Raw genomic sequence first — 16,580 nt, forward strand, 5'->3', positions numbered from 1 at the left:
ACACGTTCCTGGGACGTGGGGGGTGGAACGCCGCTCAGGCGGGGACGGGTCCCGGGATGGAGAAACGGAACTCGCAGGTCGCGCCACCGCGCGACATCAACTCGCCCCACTTCACCTCGATGTCCTCGCGGTAGGCCTTGAACTGGGAGACGTGGAACTCGTAGTCGTAGATCTCCCCGTACCGCAGGCCGTCGAGGTCGTGCCAGGGCTGGACGAACGGGCAGAAGGTGCAGTCCTGCGACCACTCGACGGGGGTCAGGGTGCCCTCGTCGCGGTACTGCCAGACGTCCTCGTTGCCGCCGGAGTCGTACAGCTCCATCATGTTCACCAGGTCGAGGGTCAGCCCCTTGCTCAGGTGGTCCAGGCGCATGGCGGCACCGCGCTCCGCGCCGAAGCCGCGGATGGCCTCGCGGAACATCAGGTCACCGTCGGCGCCGAAGGACTGCTCGGCCTCGCGGCCGAGGTACACCAGCAGCGCGCCGCGGTTCTCGGAGGTCGCCTTGAGCAGGGCCAGACCTTCGTCTCCGGTCAGCGGGACGCCGGGGCGCGCCTCCTCACCCGGTGGCGGCGCCTGTCCTGCCTCCAGGACGAGCGAGTCGCCCTGCCACCCGGCCCGCACGTCGTCCGGCAGGTCCGCGGCGCGCATCAGGGCCGACACGAGCGCCCGGTAGTGGATCAGCGCGAACGCCGGCACCCCGGAGGCCCGGTAGTGCAACAGCTCCGGCGTGCTGTGCAGCTCCAGTCGAAGCCCGGCCTCGCCGACGCGCAGCTCACCCCACTTCTCGGCATTGACCGACAGCAGTTCGGCCGTCCCCCAGGCGCGTACGATGCCCGGCAGGCCGTGGCCGCCGCGGCCGGCGGCGGCGACCGCGCGCCAGTCGAAGTAGCCGCGCAGGGCATGCTCGACGGTGGCGAGGCCGACTTCCTGCCGCGCCCTGGTGTACGCCAGCCCGGCGTGCCGGATGATCCGTGCCTCGTGCGTCAAGGTCGTGACCAGCGACGTCATCACGTCACTAGATTCGTGGGACATTTCGTACCTCCTGTCGGACACTGCTCCGGCAGACGTCGACGATCGGCGGATGTGGGGCAGGGACCGCTCGGTGGCACTGGTTTGCCCTAGAGCGTGACTGCAAGAGGCTGCAGTGGTGCTGCAGATTGGGTACCAACATAGGTAGCGATGTCGGAAAAGGTCAACCAAAAACGTGCTGAACGTGTGAGCCTTTTACCTGAGCGCAACAAAGTCCCCTTGAGCCGCTTCGAGGCTCTAGCCGCCCCCGGGGTCCTCTGGCGCCCGCCGGGATCTCAGGGCGAGATAGAAGTCGACCTTGTCCGCCATCCGGCGCAGGTCTCGCCCCGTCACCTGCTCGATCGTCAGCAGGCGGTAGCGCAACGTGTTCACGTGGATCCCGAGAGCCTCGGCGCTCGCCTGGTACGCGCAGTTGCGGTCGAGGAACTCCATGAGCGTCTCCACCAGCTGGGACCCGTGCCGGGAGTCGTACTCCACCAGCGGGCCCAGCACCAGATCCTGGAACCCACCGACGATCTCCTCGTCCAGGGCGAGCAGGACCTCGTGGGTGCCGAGCCGCTCGTACCTGGCGACCCGCTCGCGCCCGGCGCCGGTGGCGGCGAGCCGGGCGGCGTGCCGGGCCGCGGTCACGGCCCGCGGCAGATCGGACTCCCCGTCGCGGGCCAGGGTCCAGCCGGCATGGACCTCCCGGTCGAGCTGGTCTTCCACGCGCCTCAGCAGGCACGCCACGGTCTGGTCGCCGACCGCCGCTCCCGGCCGCAGGATCACGACGCTTTCGCGTACGTCCGGAATGACCGCGACCTCGGCGGCCCCGCCGTCCCGGGCCGCCGGGGGCACGGCGTCGAGCAGGCTGTCGGCGACCGGTCCGGGCACGGCGGGGTAGGCGAACACCAGCACGGCCGGAGCGGGCCCGGCCAGCGGCGGGCCGGCCGGGCGGCCGCTCTCGGCCAGGGCGAGCCGTTCGCGCCGGCGCGACGCGGCGTGGCCGCGCCGCTCCCGCAGCCGGACCAGCTCGCCGCGCAGGTGGGGCAGCGCGTTGTCCAGCACGCGGCGCTCGGCCGCCGTCATGGCGGCGACCGGCCGCGCGTAGCCGAGGAAGCACCGGGCCGGCGTGACCTCGTCCACTGGCATGTCCACCCGCATGACGGTGACGGCCGTCGAGTCGGCGAGGGCGGCCTGGACGGGGAAGGCGGCGGCCTGGTGGCCGCACCGCCAGGTCACCGCGGCCGCGCCGGGCGGCGCGGCCGGACTCGCCCAGACCACCTCGGGACCGTCCACCACCCAGACGTCACCCGCCAGCTGCGCCGCGAGGACGCGGACCAGCTCGGGCATGCCTCCGCTCGTGACCGCTGCGGCCAGCGCCTCGTGCTGCCGCACCAGCCGGCGCAGGTCGTGGCGCTCGGCGTTCGCGGCGGCGTGGAACGCGCGCGCGACCTCGATGAACGGCACCTCGTGCGGCACCCGGACCAGCGGGAGGCCGCTGGACCGGCACGCCTCCAGCACGTCGGCGGGGACGTCCGCGCCGGGGGCTTCGACACCGTAGCCGAGGGCCGCGGCGCCCGCGCGGTGGAGCGCCTCGACGAAGCGCTCGGCGTCGCCCTCGGCCTGCCGCCACAGCCCGATCGTCAGGATCAGCTCGCCGCCGCCGAGGTAGGCGCTCGGGTCGGCCATGTCCGTGGAGTGCACCCAGCTGACGGGCACCGGCCGGCCGGGGCGCAGCGCGAACCGCAGGCCAAGGCCCTCCGTGGCCACGAGTTCGTGCAGGTACACGCCGGTACTGTAGCAATCTCCAAGTTCCGGCCCGGCCGCCCGGAGGATCCGACGATTGCCGTCCGGCGCGTCGGTTCGGGAAGACTGCAGCATGGCCGTCAACGACATGCCGATGCGGCTGCTGCGCTGCGAACGGATCCGCACCATGGCTCCGACCGGCGCTCCCCAGGTGGTGGACGCGCTCGCGGTCGCCGGTGACCGCGTCGCCGCCGCCGGGCCGCTGGCCGAGCTGCGCGAGCGGTTCCCCTCGGCGCCGGAGATCGACCTGGGCGGCGGATGCGCGCTGCCGGGGTTCGTCGACGCGCACCTGCACCTGACGATGGCGGCGCGCGACTCCGTCGGCGCCGACGTCTCCGCGGACGTGACCGCGTCCGAGGACCTGCTGGCGCAGCGCCTGCGGGCCGCCGCCGCGACGCTGCCCGCCGGTGCCTGGCTGCGCGCCAGCCGGTACGACCACGTCCGGACCACCGGCGGGCGGGTCGTCGATCGGCACGATCTGGACCGTTGGGTGCCCGACCGGCCGGTCCTCGTCGCCCACGTGGGCGCCCACTGGGGCGTGGTCAACTCCGCGGCGCTGGCCGCCGCCGGCCTCACCGACGACTCCCCCGATCCGCGGGGCGGCTCGCTCGGCCGGGACGGGGCCGGCCGGTTGAACGGGGTGCTGTACGAGCAGGCGCTGTTCGACCTGGCCTACCCGTCCCTCGCGCGCCGCCCGCCCGTGGTGCCGCCGCCCGGCGAGGACGAGCTGCTCGCCGGGCTGGACGCCGCTTCGGCCAGGTTCCTGTCGGCGGGGATCACCTCGATCGGGGACGCGATGGTCGGCCCGGACGAGCTGCGGCTGCTGCAGGCCGCCCGAGCCCGCGACCGGCTCCGGCAACGGGTCACCGCCCTGGTGACGTACCCGCACGCGGACCACCTGATCGCCGCCGGAATCCAGGATGGGTTCGGGGACGACTGGCTGCGCCTGGGCGGGATCAAGGCATTCGTCGACGGCGCGGTGGCCGGGCTCACCTGCTGGCTGTCGGAGCCGTTCCACGGCACTGACGACCACGGCATGCCGGTCGTGACCCCGGAGGAGCTGACGGACCTCGCCCTGCGGGTGCACTCCGCCGGGCTGCGCCTGGCCGTGCACGCCAACGGCGACCGCGCCGTGGCGCTGCTGCTGGACGCGATCGAGCACGCCCGCCGGCGGCGGCCGGACATCACGACCCGCCATCGCATCGAGCACTGCTCCGTCGTCGACGAGGCGATCGTGGAGCGGATCGCGGCGCTGAACCTGATCCCGGTCCCGTTCGCCGGCTACGTCACGTTCCACGGCGACGCGCTGGTGGACGCCTACGGCGAGGAACGGCTCGGGCGGATGTTCGCCCACCGCCGCCTGCTGGACGCCGGCATCACCGTCGCCGGGTCATCCGACTACCCGTGCGGGCCGTACGAGCCGCTGTTCGGTGTGAAGAGCTGCGTCACCCGGCGCACCCGCGCGGGCCGCGTGCTCGGCGGGCACCAGCGCATCAGCACGGCCGAGGCGCTCGCCCTGTTCGGCACCGGGGCCGCGGCCGCCGCCGGAGAAGAGCGGCACAAGGGCCGGCTCGCCCCCGGCTACCTCGCCGACCTGGTCGTCCTGGCCGCGGACCCGTTCGAGGTCCCGCCCGACGAACTGGACCGGATACCCGTCACACAGACCTGGGTCGGAGGCGTCCCGGCGTGGACCTCCTGAACCTGCTGGAAACCCGTCCCACCTCACCGATGGCGAGTCCCGATATGCCTGCTACTACTCCCGTCCTGCGTTTCCTCGACGCCGGTCCCGGCCCCACGGCCGCGGCGACCCTCGCCCGGCAGGGCGTCCGCCCCGAGGAACTGCTCGCCGTCGAGGTGTTCTACGACCACGCGCGGCTCAGCGCCGAGCAGGCGCGGGAGACGGTACGGGAGCTGAACCCCGACGGCACCCTCCCGGTGTCGGCGATCCCGGCCTCCGTCGGAGTGCTCGGCGGGGACCTGACCCAGGTGCAGGCCACGGCCCTGCCCTCCGGCTTGACCGCTGCCCGCGAGGCGGGCGGACGGTATGCGGCCGGAGGCCCGGCGGTGGCGACCCGGCTGCTCACGGCGCCGGAGGCCGGGGACATCGTCGAGCAGTCCCACGCCGTCCTGCGGACCGTCCAGGACCTCCTCGCCGAGCAGGGGCTGGACGCCGACGACGTGGTGAAGTTCAACATCTTCTACCGCGGTGAGGGGACCCAGGAGGACTGGGCCGTCGCCGCGCGCGTCCGCGCCGGGTACTTCACCGAACCAGGGCCGGCGACGACGGGGATCCCGGTGCCCCGGTTCGACGACACCGGCGTGCTGATCGCCATGCAGGTGCTGGCGCTGCGGGGCGCCCGTCCGGCCCGCCGGCACTCCTGGCCGGAGGGCCACTGGGACTGGCCGTTCCATCTGCCGTACAAGCACGGGAACCGCTCGGGTGGCCTGGCCTTCATCGGCGGGCAGGTCCCCCTCGACCAGCGGGCCCGCTCGCTGGACATCGGCGACTTCCCCGCGCAGGTGCGCCGGTCGCTCGACTACATCGCGCGGGTGCTGGACGAACTCGACGTGCCACGGTCCGCGGTCCGGCGCCTCACCGCCTTCGTGGCCGCCGACGCCGGCAGCGGCCCCGGCAGGCTGACCGCTCTCCGGTCCGAGGTCGGCGCGTTCTTCGGCGACTCCTCCCCCGCTCTCGTACCGGTGCCCCTCCCGGTGCTGGCCTACCCCGGCATGGACGTCGAGATCGAGGTGCAGGCCCTGGTCGACTGAGGCGGCGCCCCTCAGAACGCCGGAGGGGTCATGGAGATGATCAGCCGCGTGTCGTCCTCCAGCCCCCGGAACTGGTGAGGCAGCCGGGCGACGTAGGAGAGCGAGTCACCCGCGCTCAGCGTCAGCTCCTCGGTGCCGACCTTGATCAGGGCCGACCCGCGCCTGACGATCAGGCATTCCTCGCCCGCGTGGGACAGGGCGTGGTTGAACCTGCCCGTCTCCGCGCTCAGGTGCATCTCGATCATCTGCAGGTTGCGCAGTTGCCCCGACGAGAGCAGCTCGTAGGACACCCCGCCGCTGTCCGGCGGGCGGATGACGTTGCGGGAGCCCTCCCTGATCAGGGCCGGCCGGTCGGCCGGGGAACCGAACAGGTCGAACATCGCGATGTTGAGCACCTGGGTGATGCTGTGCAGCGTGGCCAGCGACGGGGTCACCTTCCCACGCTCGACCTGGCTGAGCAGGCTCGGGCTGATCCCGCATTCGGCGGATACGACGTCCAGGGACAGGTTCCGGGACGCTCTGGCCTCGCGCAGTCGCCGGCCTATCTCCGCGACGTCCAGTGGCTCCGCGATCTCGTTTGACATCCATTTCTCCTCTAGACGGGCCGTCGGCGAAGGGGGCGGCCCGAGCGCGACAACCGCCAGGGTACCGGTTCCGCAGGCGCATTCTTACAGTAAGACTGCAGGGCCTGCAGTATCGAGGGCAGGGCGTGCCGTGATCGGCCGGAGACCAAGGTAATCGATCATCGGCCCTACCCGGAGAGAGCAGGCTTCGACGCCCCTCGATTCGAGAGGCTGGCAGTTGTGGCCGATGACGAACCGGTCGCTGTCGCTGATCCGTACTTCCTTGATCCGCAGGTCGCCTGAGACGCCCCGGGGGACACCGGCGTCGTCACCGGTCCCCCGCCGCCCCGTTCCCTCAAGAGGCTTGCACACGTTCATCGCGGTGTTCATTCTCATGGCATCGACATCCCCCGATCGAAATCCACCTGACACCCATGTGCGCCGATCGTCACCCCCTCCACGATGACTCCCTGCTTCTGGACATGTACATGCACGCGCTGACGGAGGTCCTGGCAAAGGAGGAGATCCGCAACGCGCTGGACGAACTCGGCATATCCGCCAACCGGGTACGCCACATGCTGGTCTCCGAAGTGCGGCAGGTGCTCGCCCTCGCTCCGGAGGAATTCGCGGCCTACGAGGTCGCACGGAGAACGACGGCGTCCGACGCCGGCTTCGATCCGTTCGAGGGGGTGCGATGGGCCGGTCGGGCGCTCCTGGCAGGGGGCGCGGCTGGCCTCAGGGGCCAACAACGCGCGCGACGCGCTCATGAAGAGGCTCGCTCGCCACGAACTTCTGGGTGAGGTACGGACGAGGATCAACACCCTGCGCGCGTACCGCTTCGACCGGACCTTCAGCGTGACCAGCAGCCCCGGGCTGAGCGAGATCCACGACAGCCTCTATGAGGTGCCCACCCGAGCCGCCCTCGAAGTCGAGAATCTGATCACGAACGTGGCGGGCATCAACTTGGGCATCGCGGGTCCACGCGGATCAGGCAAGTCAACCATCGTCCGTCACCATTGCGGGGCCCCTTCCCGCGAGCCGCAGCCGCCGGCTGGTCGACGTGTCCGCCGCCATCGTCCACGACGAGATCTCCCGGAAGGCCCTCGCGTTCACCCACGCGTTGACCGGCGCGAGCTCGGCCGGAGGCACGGTGCTGCGGAGCATTCTGTACGACGTCGGACCGGCGACCTCGTCGTCCCGGCTGCTGGATGCGCTCCTGCGCCGGGCGGATGGCGAACCCCCTGAGGTGACACGGCTGCGAGTGGATTACGCGGCCTACGTCTACTTCTGCCAGACAGTGGGTGACGTGTTCGGCTCCTCACTGGACGACGCTCGTCTGGAATGTTGCACCAGGATGCCGGCATGGGAGGGCGGCTTCGACGCGCTGGCGACGGCGCGAGCGGCCTTCGTCTCGGACTCCCGCATCGCCTGGCGCGCGATCAGCCGCATCCGCCGGGCGTGGGAGCTCACCGTCAGAGACCTCACCTTGTGAGGCCCGGCTGCCCCGCCGCCGGGCGCGGGCGTCCTGCTCATCCCGGCCGCCCGGCGCGGCCGTGAGGGGCCTGGGCGTCACGTACCGGACGGGAGCACGGTCACGGGCGGGCATGCGTACACGCCGTCGAGGACCGGCCGGCGGGGCAGGTAGAGACGCAGGATCAGGCTGAACCGACCGGCCGGGACCGGCAGCCAGTTGGCCTCGAAGCCGGCGGGCGGGTCGTGGGACAGGTGCAGGTCGAGGGAGCCGTCCGGGCCGGTGACCAGGCCCGGATCGTCGCCGCTGATGGAGTAGCGGCCGAGTTGGTTGGGGACGAGGAACATGTCGGGGCCGTACGCGGTGAGGGACCAGAAGGCGTCGACCGGGGGCAGGCCGTCCTCGGGAAAGCGGATCCGGTAGCGCTTGGAGCCGTCCAGGGGCTGGCCGTCCGCGCTGGTCGAGGTCCGCGGGTAGATCGCCTCCTCCGCCGGGACGGGGCCCCAGAAGTATCTGGCGACCATCGCCCGTTCGCGGAGCCCGCCGCGGGTGTCCTGCGTGCCGAGGCCGAGGTTGGTGGTCCAGCCGTTGACAGTGCGCGGGGCGGCGGCGGGAGGCTCCAGCTCGCGCATGCCCGCCGCGACGGCCTCTTCGAGGACCGCCTTGCCGGCCTCGTCCAGTTCGGCGCCGGGGCGCCGGCCGGGGGCGACGCCGAGGGCCGCCACGGCGTCGAGCGCCCGGCGCTGCTCGGCGGTGACGGGCGGGTTGGCGGGCAGCGCGGCGCAGAGCTCGTCGAAGAAACCGAGGCCGTTGCGCCCGGTGTCGTGGGCGCGGCCGGCGGGGGGCGGCAGAGGCGCGACCCCGGCTGTCCCGGCTGGGGCGCGCAGGCCGATCCTGGCGGCGAGGACGCCGGCCTCGGCGGCGTCGGCGGCGTCGAGGGCGCGGATCCGGCAGAGGAGGAAGGCGTGGCCGGTGGGGCACGGTATCGGTGCGAGGCCGTCGGGGATCGGGCCGGAGTGGCCGGGGGGAAGGATGGCCCAGGAGCCGCCCCGGCCGCCGGTGGTCCGCGTCCCGAGCAGCCCGAAGCCGCCCATCCAGGCGTCGAGGAGCTGCACGCTGTGGTAGCGGTCGCGGATGTCGGGGAGGGTCAGCGTCAGGGGGCCGGCCCGCAGGTCCAGAACGGCGAGCGCGTAGACGGTGTCCAGGTTCGGCGCGACGATGGCCCGGCTGTCGGGGCCAGACAGCCGCCGGGAGGCCCACATCCTGTTGACGCCCAGCCGCTGCGCCATGCCCTGCATGGTGCGCGTGGTGGTGACCAGGGGGAAGCCGGCGAGGAAGGCGTTCTTGGCCGCCGTGACCCGGGGATCCGCCGGGTCGGGGACCGGCGGCGGGTCGTCGTGCCAGACATGTGAGCTCATCTCGGTCCTCCAGGGCCGGTGCGTCATGCGGGGTGCGGGACGACGCGTGCTTCGGGGATCACCACGTCGTCGGTGAGCAGCCATCGGAAGAGAACCCAGCCGCTCGGGTGGCCGGCGGTGTCGAGCCAGTTGGGCTCGCCAGGGTCGGCGTGGGCGACGACGACGCGCAGGGTCCCGTCGGGCGCGAGCGTCGCGCCGCGGGCGTTGAGCGTGGTGGAGCGGCTGCGATGGTCGAGCGACTGGCCCCACCGGTTGGCGAGGTGGACACCCCAGTAGCGGCATCGCGGCGGCCGGGCGTCGACGACCAGGGCCTGGTCTGGTTCGAGGGAGTACCAGCAGATGACGTAGCCGGCGTCGGGTGTCCCGTACAAGCCGTGGCCCCGGTGTTCGACGAAGCGGTTGGGCGTGGCCTCGGCCTGCTCGGCGCGCTGCCGCGCCACGCCCGTCGCGACCGTAACGAACGCGGCGGCGGACTTGGTGAAGGCGACGAAGCGGTCGTCGTCGAACACCGGATCCGGCCCCCGATCGTCGAGCGCCTCGATCGCGAACCGCGCGGGCCTGTCGCGGGCACGGTCGAGGAAGTACTGGCGGGCGATGACCGTGTGCGCTCCGGGTTCGAGCGGGATCCAGTTGCCCGGCCGCTCGTCCGGGGAGAGCGTGATCTCGAACGTGCCGTCGGGGTCGAAGACGATCCGCTCGTCGTTGAGGTTGGTCACGCGGATCGGCCGGCCGTCGTCGGTGTTCGCGCCGTAGACGCAGAAGGCGAGGTACGGCACCGTGCCGCGGTCGCCCCTGATGCGGTACGAGCGCCGGCTGGAGATGAGCGCGATGTCGTAGTCGGTGTCGGGGTTGTCGAAGAACAGCTTGCGCACGGGAGTGACGCCCGGCAGGAACAGCGGGCGGCCGGACTCGCGGGTCCCGGCCCGGTCGACCTGGTCGGCCAGGACGTGGAGCACATACCGGAAGCCTTCGGCGACGTCGACGCTCGCGCCGGGCCCTGCCAGACCGGCGACGGTCTCCCCCGCCTCGTCCAGCGCGCGCACGAACTGCCTCCAGGCCGCGAGAGCGTCCGCCATTCGTGCGATCCCCTCAAAGTAATGGATCTCATTAATACTTGCTGGACGATAGTATGGCGCGGTGTCCAGATCAAGTACCCGTGACGCCCTGCTCCGCCAGGGCGCGCTGCTGTTCGCCCGGCACGGGGTCGCCGACGTGACCACCCGACAGCTGCACGAGGCCATCGGAGCGCGCAACGAGTCGGCGCTGCACTACCACTTCGGCGGCAAGGACGGCCTGGTGGAGGCCATCCTGCGAGCGCACCTGGAGGCCGTCGAGGCGCGCCGCGCGCCGCTGGTCGCCGCCATCGCCGCCGACGACCGGGCCGCGGACCCGAGGGCCCTGGTCCACGCGCTCGCCGCCCCCCTGGACGAGGACCTCGGCACCGAGCTGGGCCGGGCCCACCTGCGCATCGTGGCCAGGCTCAGCCATCCCTCGCTCGCCTATCGGCGGCCGTTCCAGATCGTGGACGCGCCGGCGGGGCTCGCGGTCGCGCGATGGCTGCACGCGACGCTCGAACCGCTCCCCCGCCGCCTCCGGCTGGAGCGGCTCGCCATGCTGCGCGCGCAGCTCATCAGCCTGTTCGGCCTGCGCGCCCAGCTCCTCGACGAGTCGGCTCCCGGCGAGCCGCCGGTGACGGCGGAGCTGTTCTTCGGCAACCTGCTCGACATGCTCGTCGCCGGACTGACCACCCCGATCTCGGCGCAGACGCTCGCGGCGATCCCTGCCGAATGAGTTAACGGTGGCCATTAAGCGGCCGGATCCTAGACGGCCGACTGCGACCCGGTCAAGCATTCGATGTCCACCCAAGAGGGCAATTTTAATTGTTGCCATTAAGTTTCTTGTCGCGCACAATCAGGTGGCATTCGTCGGACTCCCCGAGGAGGTCGCCCCATGAACGCCTTGGCTCGCGCCGGGACCGCCCTGACAGCGGCACTGCTGACGTGTCTGGCCGTGCTGATCCCCGGCACACCGCCCGCACGGGCGGACACCGAACCGATCCTGTTCGTGCACGGCTATGGCGGCAACGGGGGCCGGTGGAGCGCGATGATCGACCGCTTCGAGGCGGACGGGTGGCCCGCCGACCGGCTGTTCACCATCGACTACGACAGCACCAAGTCCAACGTCGGCATCGCAGCCGACATCCGGGCCAGAGTCGACGCCATCCGGTCGGCCACGGGCGCGGCGAAGGTGACGATCGTCGCGATGTCCATGGGCTCGCTGAACAGCCGCCACTACCTCAAGTTCCTCGGCGGCACGGCGGCCGTCAGCACCTGGGTCTCGCTGGCGGGCCCCAACCATGGCACGACCGCGACCCGGTTCTGCCCGCAGGACCGGCCGACCTGTCAGGAGATGCGAATCGGCTCGCCGTTCCTGACCCAGCTCAACAGCGGTGACGAGACTCCGGGCGACGTCACGTACGGCACGCTCTGGTCCGACTGCGACACGGTGGTCAACCCCGACTCCAGCGTGTCCCTCGCCGGGGCCGTCAACACGTACGCCGGATGCCTGTCGCACGCCGCGTTCTTGACCGACGCCTCGGTCTACGCGAAGGTGCGCGACTTTGTGTCCTGAACGGCCGAGGCCGGTGTGTCATGCGTGACGAGGTCCGCCCCCTGCCGCGACGCCGCTGGGGGGCGCCCCCTCCTGGCGGCATCCGCGCCGGCGACCCGGCCCCCTACGGCTGGGCGCCGCTCGTCATCCTGTTCCTGGTCGGCCTGGTGGACCGGGTCGAGGCCGGCCTGCTCAGCGGCCTCCTCCCGCTGATCCAAGCCGAATGGGGCATCAGCGACGCCGTCGCCGGAGCGATCCCGACCGGCTCGGCGATCGCGGCCGCGGCGGTCGCCATCCCCGCCGGATACCTCGCCGACCGGTTCAGCCGGACCCGCGTCATCACCGTCATGGTCCTGCTCTGGGCCGTGGCCACGACGGGCAGCGGCCTCGCCCCGGGGTTCGCCGTCTTCTTCCTGACCCGCATGGCCCTGGCCGCCGCCGAGCACGTCGACAACCCGGCGACCGGCAGCCTGCTGGCCGACTACTACCCACCGATCAGCCGGGCCAAGGCGTTCGGCTGGACCCGGATGTCGGCGCACCTGGGCGGGATCGGCACGGTTCTGGGCGCGGTGCTCGGGCAGGCGTTCGGCTGGCGGACGGCGTTCCTGCTGATGGCGATCCCCGGCCTGCTGACCGCCCTGATCTGCCTGCGGCTGCGCGAGCCGGCCCGCGGCCTCCTCGACCGCGTCACCGCCCGGGCCGCCACCCTTCCGGACGACGGTGCTGTCCCGGGCGACGCCGAGGCGCACCGGGCGACGCCGCCGCGGCTCACGCGGCAGGTCCGGGACGTGCTCGCCGTACGCACGCTCGTCATCGTCACCGTCGGCCTGGCCACGCTGGGCATGGGCGTCGCCGGGCTCTTCTACTGGATGCCCACGCTGATCGGCCGCACCTTCGCTTTGCCCCCCGGGCAGGCCGGAGCGCTGGGCGGCCTGGTCACCGTCATCGGAGTGGTCACCGGCACCCTCGTCGGGGCGTGGCTGGGACGCCGCGCGCACGGCGCCCGCAAGGGCGGCCGGGTGCTCGTCGGCGGCTGCGGCGTCGTCGCCGGCGCGGTCGTCATGGCCACCGCGCTGCTCGTCGCCTCCCACGCCCTGGTCCCCTTCACCCTGCTGACGGCCGCCGCGGTCGTCCTGATGTCGATGGCCACCCCCAACCTCACCGCGTCGCTCGCCGACGTGATCGGGGCCTCCTCCCGGGGCATCGCCTTCGCCCTCGCCCAGCTCGTCGGCGGGAGCGCCGTCGCGGTCGGGCCGCTGATCGTGGGCATCGTCTCCGACCGGACCGGCTCCCTCACCACCGCCCTGCTCGTCATGACCCTCCCCGTACTGGCCGGAGGGCTGCTCACCGTGACGGCGCGCGGCCCGTACGAACGCGACGCCGCCCGCGTCCTGGACTCCGCCCGCGGCACGCCGCCGACCGCAGGAGCGGGCAGTTGAAAATGGTTACGCGCCACCAGCGACTTTCGCGCGATCTGCGTGCTCATGTCGCCCGGCGCTACGCCGGGCCTGAGCGGCGGCGGGCCGATCACACGCGCTCAGCCGATCACGTCGCTCATCAGCCTGGTGTGACGAACCAGGCCGGCCGGGGCGTGACCTGCTCGATGGCCCGCGAGCGCTCTCTGGCGGGCGCTCAGTAGTAGCCCTTCCCACCGTCGACGAGTTCCCTGATGACGTCCAGGTGGCCGGCGTGCCTGCCGGTCTCCTCGACCATGTGGATGAGTATCCAGCGCAGGCTCGCCGCGCCCGAGCGGTAGTCGGGGTGCTTGCCCACGTCGTCCAGCGAGTGGGCGGCGACGATTTCGTTCGAGATCTGGCACTGGCGCTCGTACTCGTCGAGGAGCTGCGCCAGCGGGACGCCATCGAGCCGCATGTCGGCGTTCTCCACGCTCTCGTCGAACTGCGGGTTGCCGTCGGCGGGGCCCCCCAGGAAGAGCACCTCGAACCAGCAGTGCTCGGTCCAGCGCAGGTGCGACACCAGGCCCGCCATGGTCATGAGCGGCGAGGTGGGCAGCACCGGCCGGTAGGCGTCCTCCTCCGACAGCCCTTCGCACTTCCATGCGACGATCGCGCGCTGCATGTCGAGCCAGCCGACGAGTTGGGTGCGTTCGTCGGCGACGAAGGGCGGGCGTACACGAGGAATGCTCATGGGGGCGGATGTTAGTGGGGCGATTCTGACATCGCACGACATTTTGCGGGCTGCCTGAATGCCGGTGGTCCTGAACGGCGGTGGCCTGCCGGACCTGGCATCAGGCGTCGCACGTCGTGGTGCGAGGGCATTGGTCAGACCTGTTCGAAGTGGAACGCCTTGATGAAGCAGTCGCGGGGCTGGGCGACGGCGAAGAGGATGCACTCCACGAGTGAGTGCGCGGTGAGGGCGTCCTTGGCCTCGCGTGAGGTGGTCTTCCACTCATCGGAGAGCGGGTCGGCGTTGTCGAAGTCGGGCGGGTAGAGCGAGATCACCCGGACCCCTTGAGGACGCAGGCGCTTGGAGAGGATCTCGGCGAACCCCGCCTGGGCGCTCTTGGCCGCGTAGAAGGCGTCGTGCGCGTCCGACCGGTGGTGGCCCGGTGTTCCGCAGGCGGAGACCATCGTCACGACATCTGGCATCTCCGAGTTGCGCAGGAGAGGGAGGAAGCTCTTCGTGGTCAGGACCGTGCCAGTGGCGCCAGAGGCGATGGTGTCGGCAATGTCGGCGTCGGTCGCGGACAGCAGGTCCGGCCCCGCGAGGTAGCGAGAGCCGTTGTTGATGAGTACGTCGACGCGGTCCGTGTGTTCCGCGACGCTGGAAGCGAAGTCGCGGATCGAGGAGGGGTCCGTCAGGTCGCAAGCGAAGGCGTGCACCCGCTGATGGCCGCGGTTGCGAATCTCGTCGCGGACTCGTTGAGCGGCGGCGAGTTCGCGCGCCGAGAGGAAGATCTCGGCGCCGAGGTCCGCGAGGCGGATGGCCAGGGTTCGCCCGAAGTCGCGGCCGGCGGCCGTGATGACGACGCGGTGGTTGTCCCATCTCATGGCGTCGCTCCTGGTTCGTAGATCGGTTGTGGGGTGCATTGCGGGCTCCGCTCGATCTCGATCCACCGAGGGACGAGGCGACGGCCGGCCGTCACCCGAGAAACTCCCGCGCACCGCGCAGCCTGGTCCGCAGCCGCCGCTGCGTCATGGCGCACTCCAAGCGCACGTCCAAGGGGCCGGGCAAGCCCGTGTCCGCCCGCCGCCCGGTCGGCAGGAGCCCGCCATCGAGACCGTCGCGCCGGGCGATGAGCAGCCCAAGCTCATAGCGGCTCACGGCATCGGCTCCAGCGACGTGGTGGACACCGCGATGCTCGGACACGGCGAGTTCCAGGAGAGCGGGGGCGAGATCGGCGACGTGGACCGGGCACCGCATGTCGTCCGTGAACAGCACTCCGCTCGACCTGCGGGCGGCCAGCGCGTGCACCCGAGCTTCGTGCGAGGACTCCCCGTCGCCGATGATGAGCGATGTCCGGACGACGACCGCGGTGGGCGAGATCGCGATCACTGCCGTCTCGGCGGCTGCCTTCGCCGCTCCGTACGGCGTGATCGGATCCGGGACGCAGGTCTCGTCATAGCGAACGCCGGCGCCGGAGAAGACCGCGTCGCTCGACACCTGGACCAGGCGCGCGTCCACCACCGAGGCCGCGAGGGCCACGTTCGCCGCGCCGACCGCGGTGGTCGTCCAATCGGTCTGACGGTAGGCCGTGTTGATGATCAGCTCCGGGCGCAGGGAGCTGATCAGCGTGCGGACCTCCTCCTGGCGACGCACATCGAGAGGCGACCAGGTGACGCCCGCGATCTCGCCCGGACGCGTCAGACAGGTCGCGTCGACCTCGTACCCTGCCGCCAGGCATCGCCGAGCGAGCGTTCTGCCGAGGAAGCCGCTGCCGCCGACGATGAGGGCTTTCATGGCCGATCACGATAGTCGGCCATCGCCGTGAGACGGTGACCCCGGTTGCGGTCCGGATGGTTCCTGGGGTCACGGTCCCTTCGGCGACCTTCAGCTGAGCTGTTGGGCCAGTCCGACGATGATGCCCTCGGGGCCGCGGAGGTAGCAGAGCCGATAGCTGTCCTCGTACTGCGCCAGCTCGCCGACGAGTTCGGCGCCGTGGGCGCGCAGACGGGCGACGACGTCCTCGACGTCGTCGACGGCGAACATGATGCGACGGATGCCCAGCGTGTTCGCCGGTGCGTCCTTCGGCTCGGCGCTGATCGCGTTCGGCGTGTGGAACATCGCCAGCTCGACTCGGCTGTGGCCGTCCGGGGTCCGCAGCATCGCGATGTCCTGCCGGACGTCGTCGATGCCGATGACACGCTCCACCCAACGTCCCTCGATCGGCATCCTGCTCTCCAGTTCCATGCCGAGTTCGACGAAGAACGAGATGACAGCGTCGAGGTCCTCGACAACGATGAGGACGTTGTCCATCCGCTGGATCGTCATGCTGGGTCTCCTTGGTGTGGTGCGGCCACGGTGACCGCGTCCGCTCCTGGGACGGAGCCGCCCGGCCGTTCTCGACATCCCTCGTGACGTGGCGGTGCACGTCACGCGCCAGCCGTACCGTGACGGCGGCTCAATCACCGACGAAGCAGAACTCGTTGCCTTCCGGGTCGGCCATGACCTGGAAGGAACCTTGATCGTCCGTGACGGTCTCCCCGATCCGCGTGGCGCCCAGTCGCAGCGCGTGGGCGGTGGCCGGCTCGATCGCGTCGACTTCGATGTCCAGGTGCAGCCGGTTCTTCACGGCTCTGTCCTCCGCGACCGGCTGGAACGCCAGCCGTACGCCCCCCGGCGGTTCGACCTGCGACCAGCCACGGGCCCGATCCACCGGGTCTCCGCCGAGGAGGGCGGCCCAGAAGCGCACCAGGCTTCGCGGATCCCGGCAATCCACCACGATCTGGTTCAGGCGCGCGTACATGACGGCC

General features: G+C 71.6%; 17 protein-coding genes. 7 read left to right on the forward strand and 10 right to left on the reverse strand.

What is annotated here, in order from left to right:
- Positions 1-34: 34 nt before the first annotated feature.
- A complete protein-coding gene (locus tag AC5L3X_RS31550; protein WP_494861859.1) occupies positions 35-1,030 on the reverse strand; it encodes an L-2-amino-thiazoline-4-carboxylic acid hydrolase in 996 nt (331 codons plus the stop codon).
- Between the two features lie 234 nt (positions 1,031-1,264).
- Positions 1,265-2,797 carry a PucR family transcriptional regulator gene (locus tag AC5L3X_RS31555; protein WP_494861861.1) on the reverse strand — a complete coding sequence of 511 codons (1,533 nt, stop codon included), beginning with the start codon at positions 2,795-2,797 and terminating at the stop codon, positions 1,265-1,267.
- A 91-nt stretch (positions 2,798-2,888) separates the two neighbouring features.
- On the opposite strand from AC5L3X_RS31555, the gene AC5L3X_RS31560 reads away from it, so the two are divergent.
- Together AC5L3X_RS31560 and AC5L3X_RS31565 are read left to right on the forward strand one after the other, a co-directional pair.
- Positions 2,889-4,514 (forward strand): amidohydrolase, encoded by a 1,626-nt coding sequence (locus tag AC5L3X_RS31560; RefSeq protein ID WP_494861863.1) that lies wholly within the window; start codon positions 2,889-2,891, stop codon positions 4,512-4,514.
- A gap of 29 nt (positions 4,515-4,543) precedes the next feature.
- Positions 4,544-5,584 (forward strand): RidA family protein, encoded by a 1,041-nt coding sequence (locus AC5L3X_RS31565; protein WP_494861864.1) that lies wholly within the window; start codon positions 4,544-4,546, stop codon positions 5,582-5,584.
- 11 nt (positions 5,585-5,595) lie between these two features.
- Here AC5L3X_RS31565 and AC5L3X_RS31570 read toward each other — a convergent pair whose 3' ends face one another.
- Positions 5,596-6,168, reverse strand: a complete 573-nt coding sequence (locus AC5L3X_RS31570; protein ID WP_189127803.1) for a helix-turn-helix domain-containing protein — start codon at positions 6,166-6,168, stop codon at positions 5,596-5,598.
- Positions 6,169-6,635: 467 nt separating this feature from the next.
- Here AC5L3X_RS31570 and AC5L3X_RS31575 point away from each other — a divergent pair, with 467 nt between their 5' ends.
- Together AC5L3X_RS31575 and AC5L3X_RS31580 are read left to right on the forward strand one after the other, a co-directional pair.
- A complete protein-coding gene (locus tag AC5L3X_RS31575; protein ID WP_494861865.1) occupies positions 6,636-6,947 on the forward strand; it encodes a hypothetical protein in 312 nt (103 codons plus the stop codon).
- 260 nt (positions 6,948-7,207) lie between these two features.
- A complete protein-coding gene (locus tag AC5L3X_RS31580) occupies positions 7,208-7,639 on the forward strand; it encodes a hypothetical protein (RefSeq protein ID WP_494861867.1) in 432 nt (143 codons plus the stop codon).
- A gap of 77 nt (positions 7,640-7,716) precedes the next feature.
- Here AC5L3X_RS31580 and AC5L3X_RS31585 read toward each other — a convergent pair whose 3' ends face one another.
- A complete protein-coding gene (locus AC5L3X_RS31585; RefSeq protein ID WP_494861868.1) occupies positions 7,717-9,036 on the reverse strand; it encodes a DUF1254 domain-containing protein in 1,320 nt (439 codons plus the stop codon).
- Between the two features lie 23 nt (positions 9,037-9,059).
- Positions 9,060-10,112 carry a DUF1214 domain-containing protein gene (locus tag AC5L3X_RS31590; protein ID WP_494861869.1) on the reverse strand — a complete coding sequence of 351 codons (1,053 nt, stop codon included), beginning with the start codon at positions 10,110-10,112 and terminating at the stop codon, positions 9,060-9,062.
- Between the two features lie 61 nt (positions 10,113-10,173).
- Here AC5L3X_RS31590 and AC5L3X_RS31595 point away from each other — a divergent pair, with 61 nt between their 5' ends.
- From AC5L3X_RS31595 to AC5L3X_RS31605, 3 genes are all read left to right on the forward strand, one after another.
- Entirely contained in the window at positions 10,174-10,827 is a 654-nt protein-coding gene (locus AC5L3X_RS31595) for a TetR/AcrR family transcriptional regulator (protein WP_494861870.1), read from the forward strand.
- A 159-nt stretch (positions 10,828-10,986) separates the two neighbouring features.
- Positions 10,987-11,667, forward strand: a complete 681-nt coding sequence (locus AC5L3X_RS31600) for an esterase/lipase family protein (RefSeq protein WP_494861871.1) — start codon at positions 10,987-10,989, stop codon at positions 11,665-11,667.
- Positions 11,668-11,687: 20 nt separating this feature from the next.
- Positions 11,688-13,085 carry an MFS transporter gene (locus tag AC5L3X_RS31605; protein ID WP_494861873.1) on the forward strand — a complete coding sequence of 466 codons (1,398 nt, stop codon included), beginning with the start codon at positions 11,688-11,690 and terminating at the stop codon, positions 13,083-13,085.
- A 193-nt stretch (positions 13,086-13,278) separates the two neighbouring features.
- On the opposite strand, the gene AC5L3X_RS31610 is transcribed toward AC5L3X_RS31605, so the two are convergent.
- The 5 genes from AC5L3X_RS31610 to AC5L3X_RS31630 form a co-directional block, all read right to left on the reverse strand.
- Positions 13,279-13,794 (reverse strand): DinB family protein, encoded by a 516-nt coding sequence (locus tag AC5L3X_RS31610; protein WP_494861874.1) that lies wholly within the window; start codon positions 13,792-13,794, stop codon positions 13,279-13,281.
- Positions 13,795-13,928: 134 nt separating this feature from the next.
- Entirely contained in the window at positions 13,929-14,657 is a 729-nt protein-coding gene (locus AC5L3X_RS31615; RefSeq protein WP_494861876.1) for an SDR family oxidoreductase, read from the reverse strand.
- 91 nt (positions 14,658-14,748) lie between these two features.
- Positions 14,749-15,567, reverse strand: coding sequence for an SDR family oxidoreductase (locus tag AC5L3X_RS31620; protein WP_494861878.1), 819 nt, complete (start codon positions 15,565-15,567; stop codon positions 14,749-14,751).
- 90 nt (positions 15,568-15,657) lie between these two features.
- Positions 15,658-16,083, reverse strand: a complete 426-nt coding sequence (locus tag AC5L3X_RS31625) for a VOC family protein (RefSeq protein ID WP_494861937.1) — start codon at positions 16,081-16,083, stop codon at positions 15,658-15,660.
- A 145-nt stretch (positions 16,084-16,228) separates the two neighbouring features.
- Positions 16,229-16,573: a VOC family protein gene (locus AC5L3X_RS31630; RefSeq protein ID WP_494861880.1), complete on the reverse strand. Its 345-nt coding sequence runs from the start codon at positions 16,571-16,573 to the stop codon at positions 16,229-16,231.
- Positions 16,574-16,580: the final 7 nt, after the last annotated feature.

This window comes from Nonomuraea sp. CX421, from assembly GCF_059358955.1.

Excerpts from the sequence above, each read along its gene's own strand:
- AC5L3X_RS31550 (WP_494861859.1), bottom strand. The coding sequence starts at position 1,030 with ATGTCCCACGAATCTAGTGACGTGATGACGTCGCTGGTCACGACCTTG.
- AC5L3X_RS31560 (WP_494861863.1), top strand. The coding sequence starts at position 2,889 with ATGGCCGTCAACGACATGCCGATGCGGCTGCTGCGCTGCGAACGGATC.
- AC5L3X_RS31565 (WP_494861864.1), top strand. The coding sequence starts at position 4,544 with ATGGCGAGTCCCGATATGCCTGCTACTACTCCCGTCCTGCGTTTCCTC.
- AC5L3X_RS31570 (WP_189127803.1), bottom strand. The coding sequence starts at position 6,168 with ATGTCAAACGAGATCGCGGAGCCACTGGACGTCGCGGAGATAGGCCGG.
- AC5L3X_RS31575 (WP_494861865.1), top strand. The coding sequence starts at position 6,636 with ATGCACGCGCTGACGGAGGTCCTGGCAAAGGAGGAGATCCGCAACGCG.
- AC5L3X_RS31585 (WP_494861868.1), bottom strand. The coding sequence starts at position 9,036 with ATGAGCTCACATGTCTGGCACGACGACCCGCCGCCGGTCCCCGACCCG.
- AC5L3X_RS31590 (WP_494861869.1), bottom strand. The coding sequence starts at position 10,112 with ATGGCGGACGCTCTCGCGGCCTGGAGGCAGTTCGTGCGCGCGCTGGAC.
- AC5L3X_RS31600 (WP_494861871.1), top strand. The coding sequence starts at position 10,987 with ATGAACGCCTTGGCTCGCGCCGGGACCGCCCTGACAGCGGCACTGCTG.
- AC5L3X_RS31605 (WP_494861873.1), top strand. The coding sequence starts at position 11,688 with ATGCGTGACGAGGTCCGCCCCCTGCCGCGACGCCGCTGGGGGGCGCCC.
- AC5L3X_RS31610 (WP_494861874.1), bottom strand. The coding sequence starts at position 13,794 with ATGAGCATTCCTCGTGTACGCCCGCCCTTCGTCGCCGACGAACGCACC.
- AC5L3X_RS31615 (WP_494861876.1), bottom strand. The coding sequence starts at position 14,657 with ATGAGATGGGACAACCACCGCGTCGTCATCACGGCCGCCGGCCGCGAC.
- AC5L3X_RS31620 (WP_494861878.1), bottom strand. The coding sequence starts at position 15,567 with ATGAAAGCCCTCATCGTCGGCGGCAGCGGCTTCCTCGGCAGAACGCTC.
- AC5L3X_RS31625 (WP_494861937.1), bottom strand. The coding sequence starts at position 16,083 with ATGGACAACGTCCTCATCGTTGTCGAGGACCTCGACGCTGTCATCTCG.
- AC5L3X_RS31630 (WP_494861880.1), bottom strand. The coding sequence starts at position 16,573 with ATGTACGCGCGCCTGAACCAGATCGTGGTGGATTGCCGGGATCCGCGA.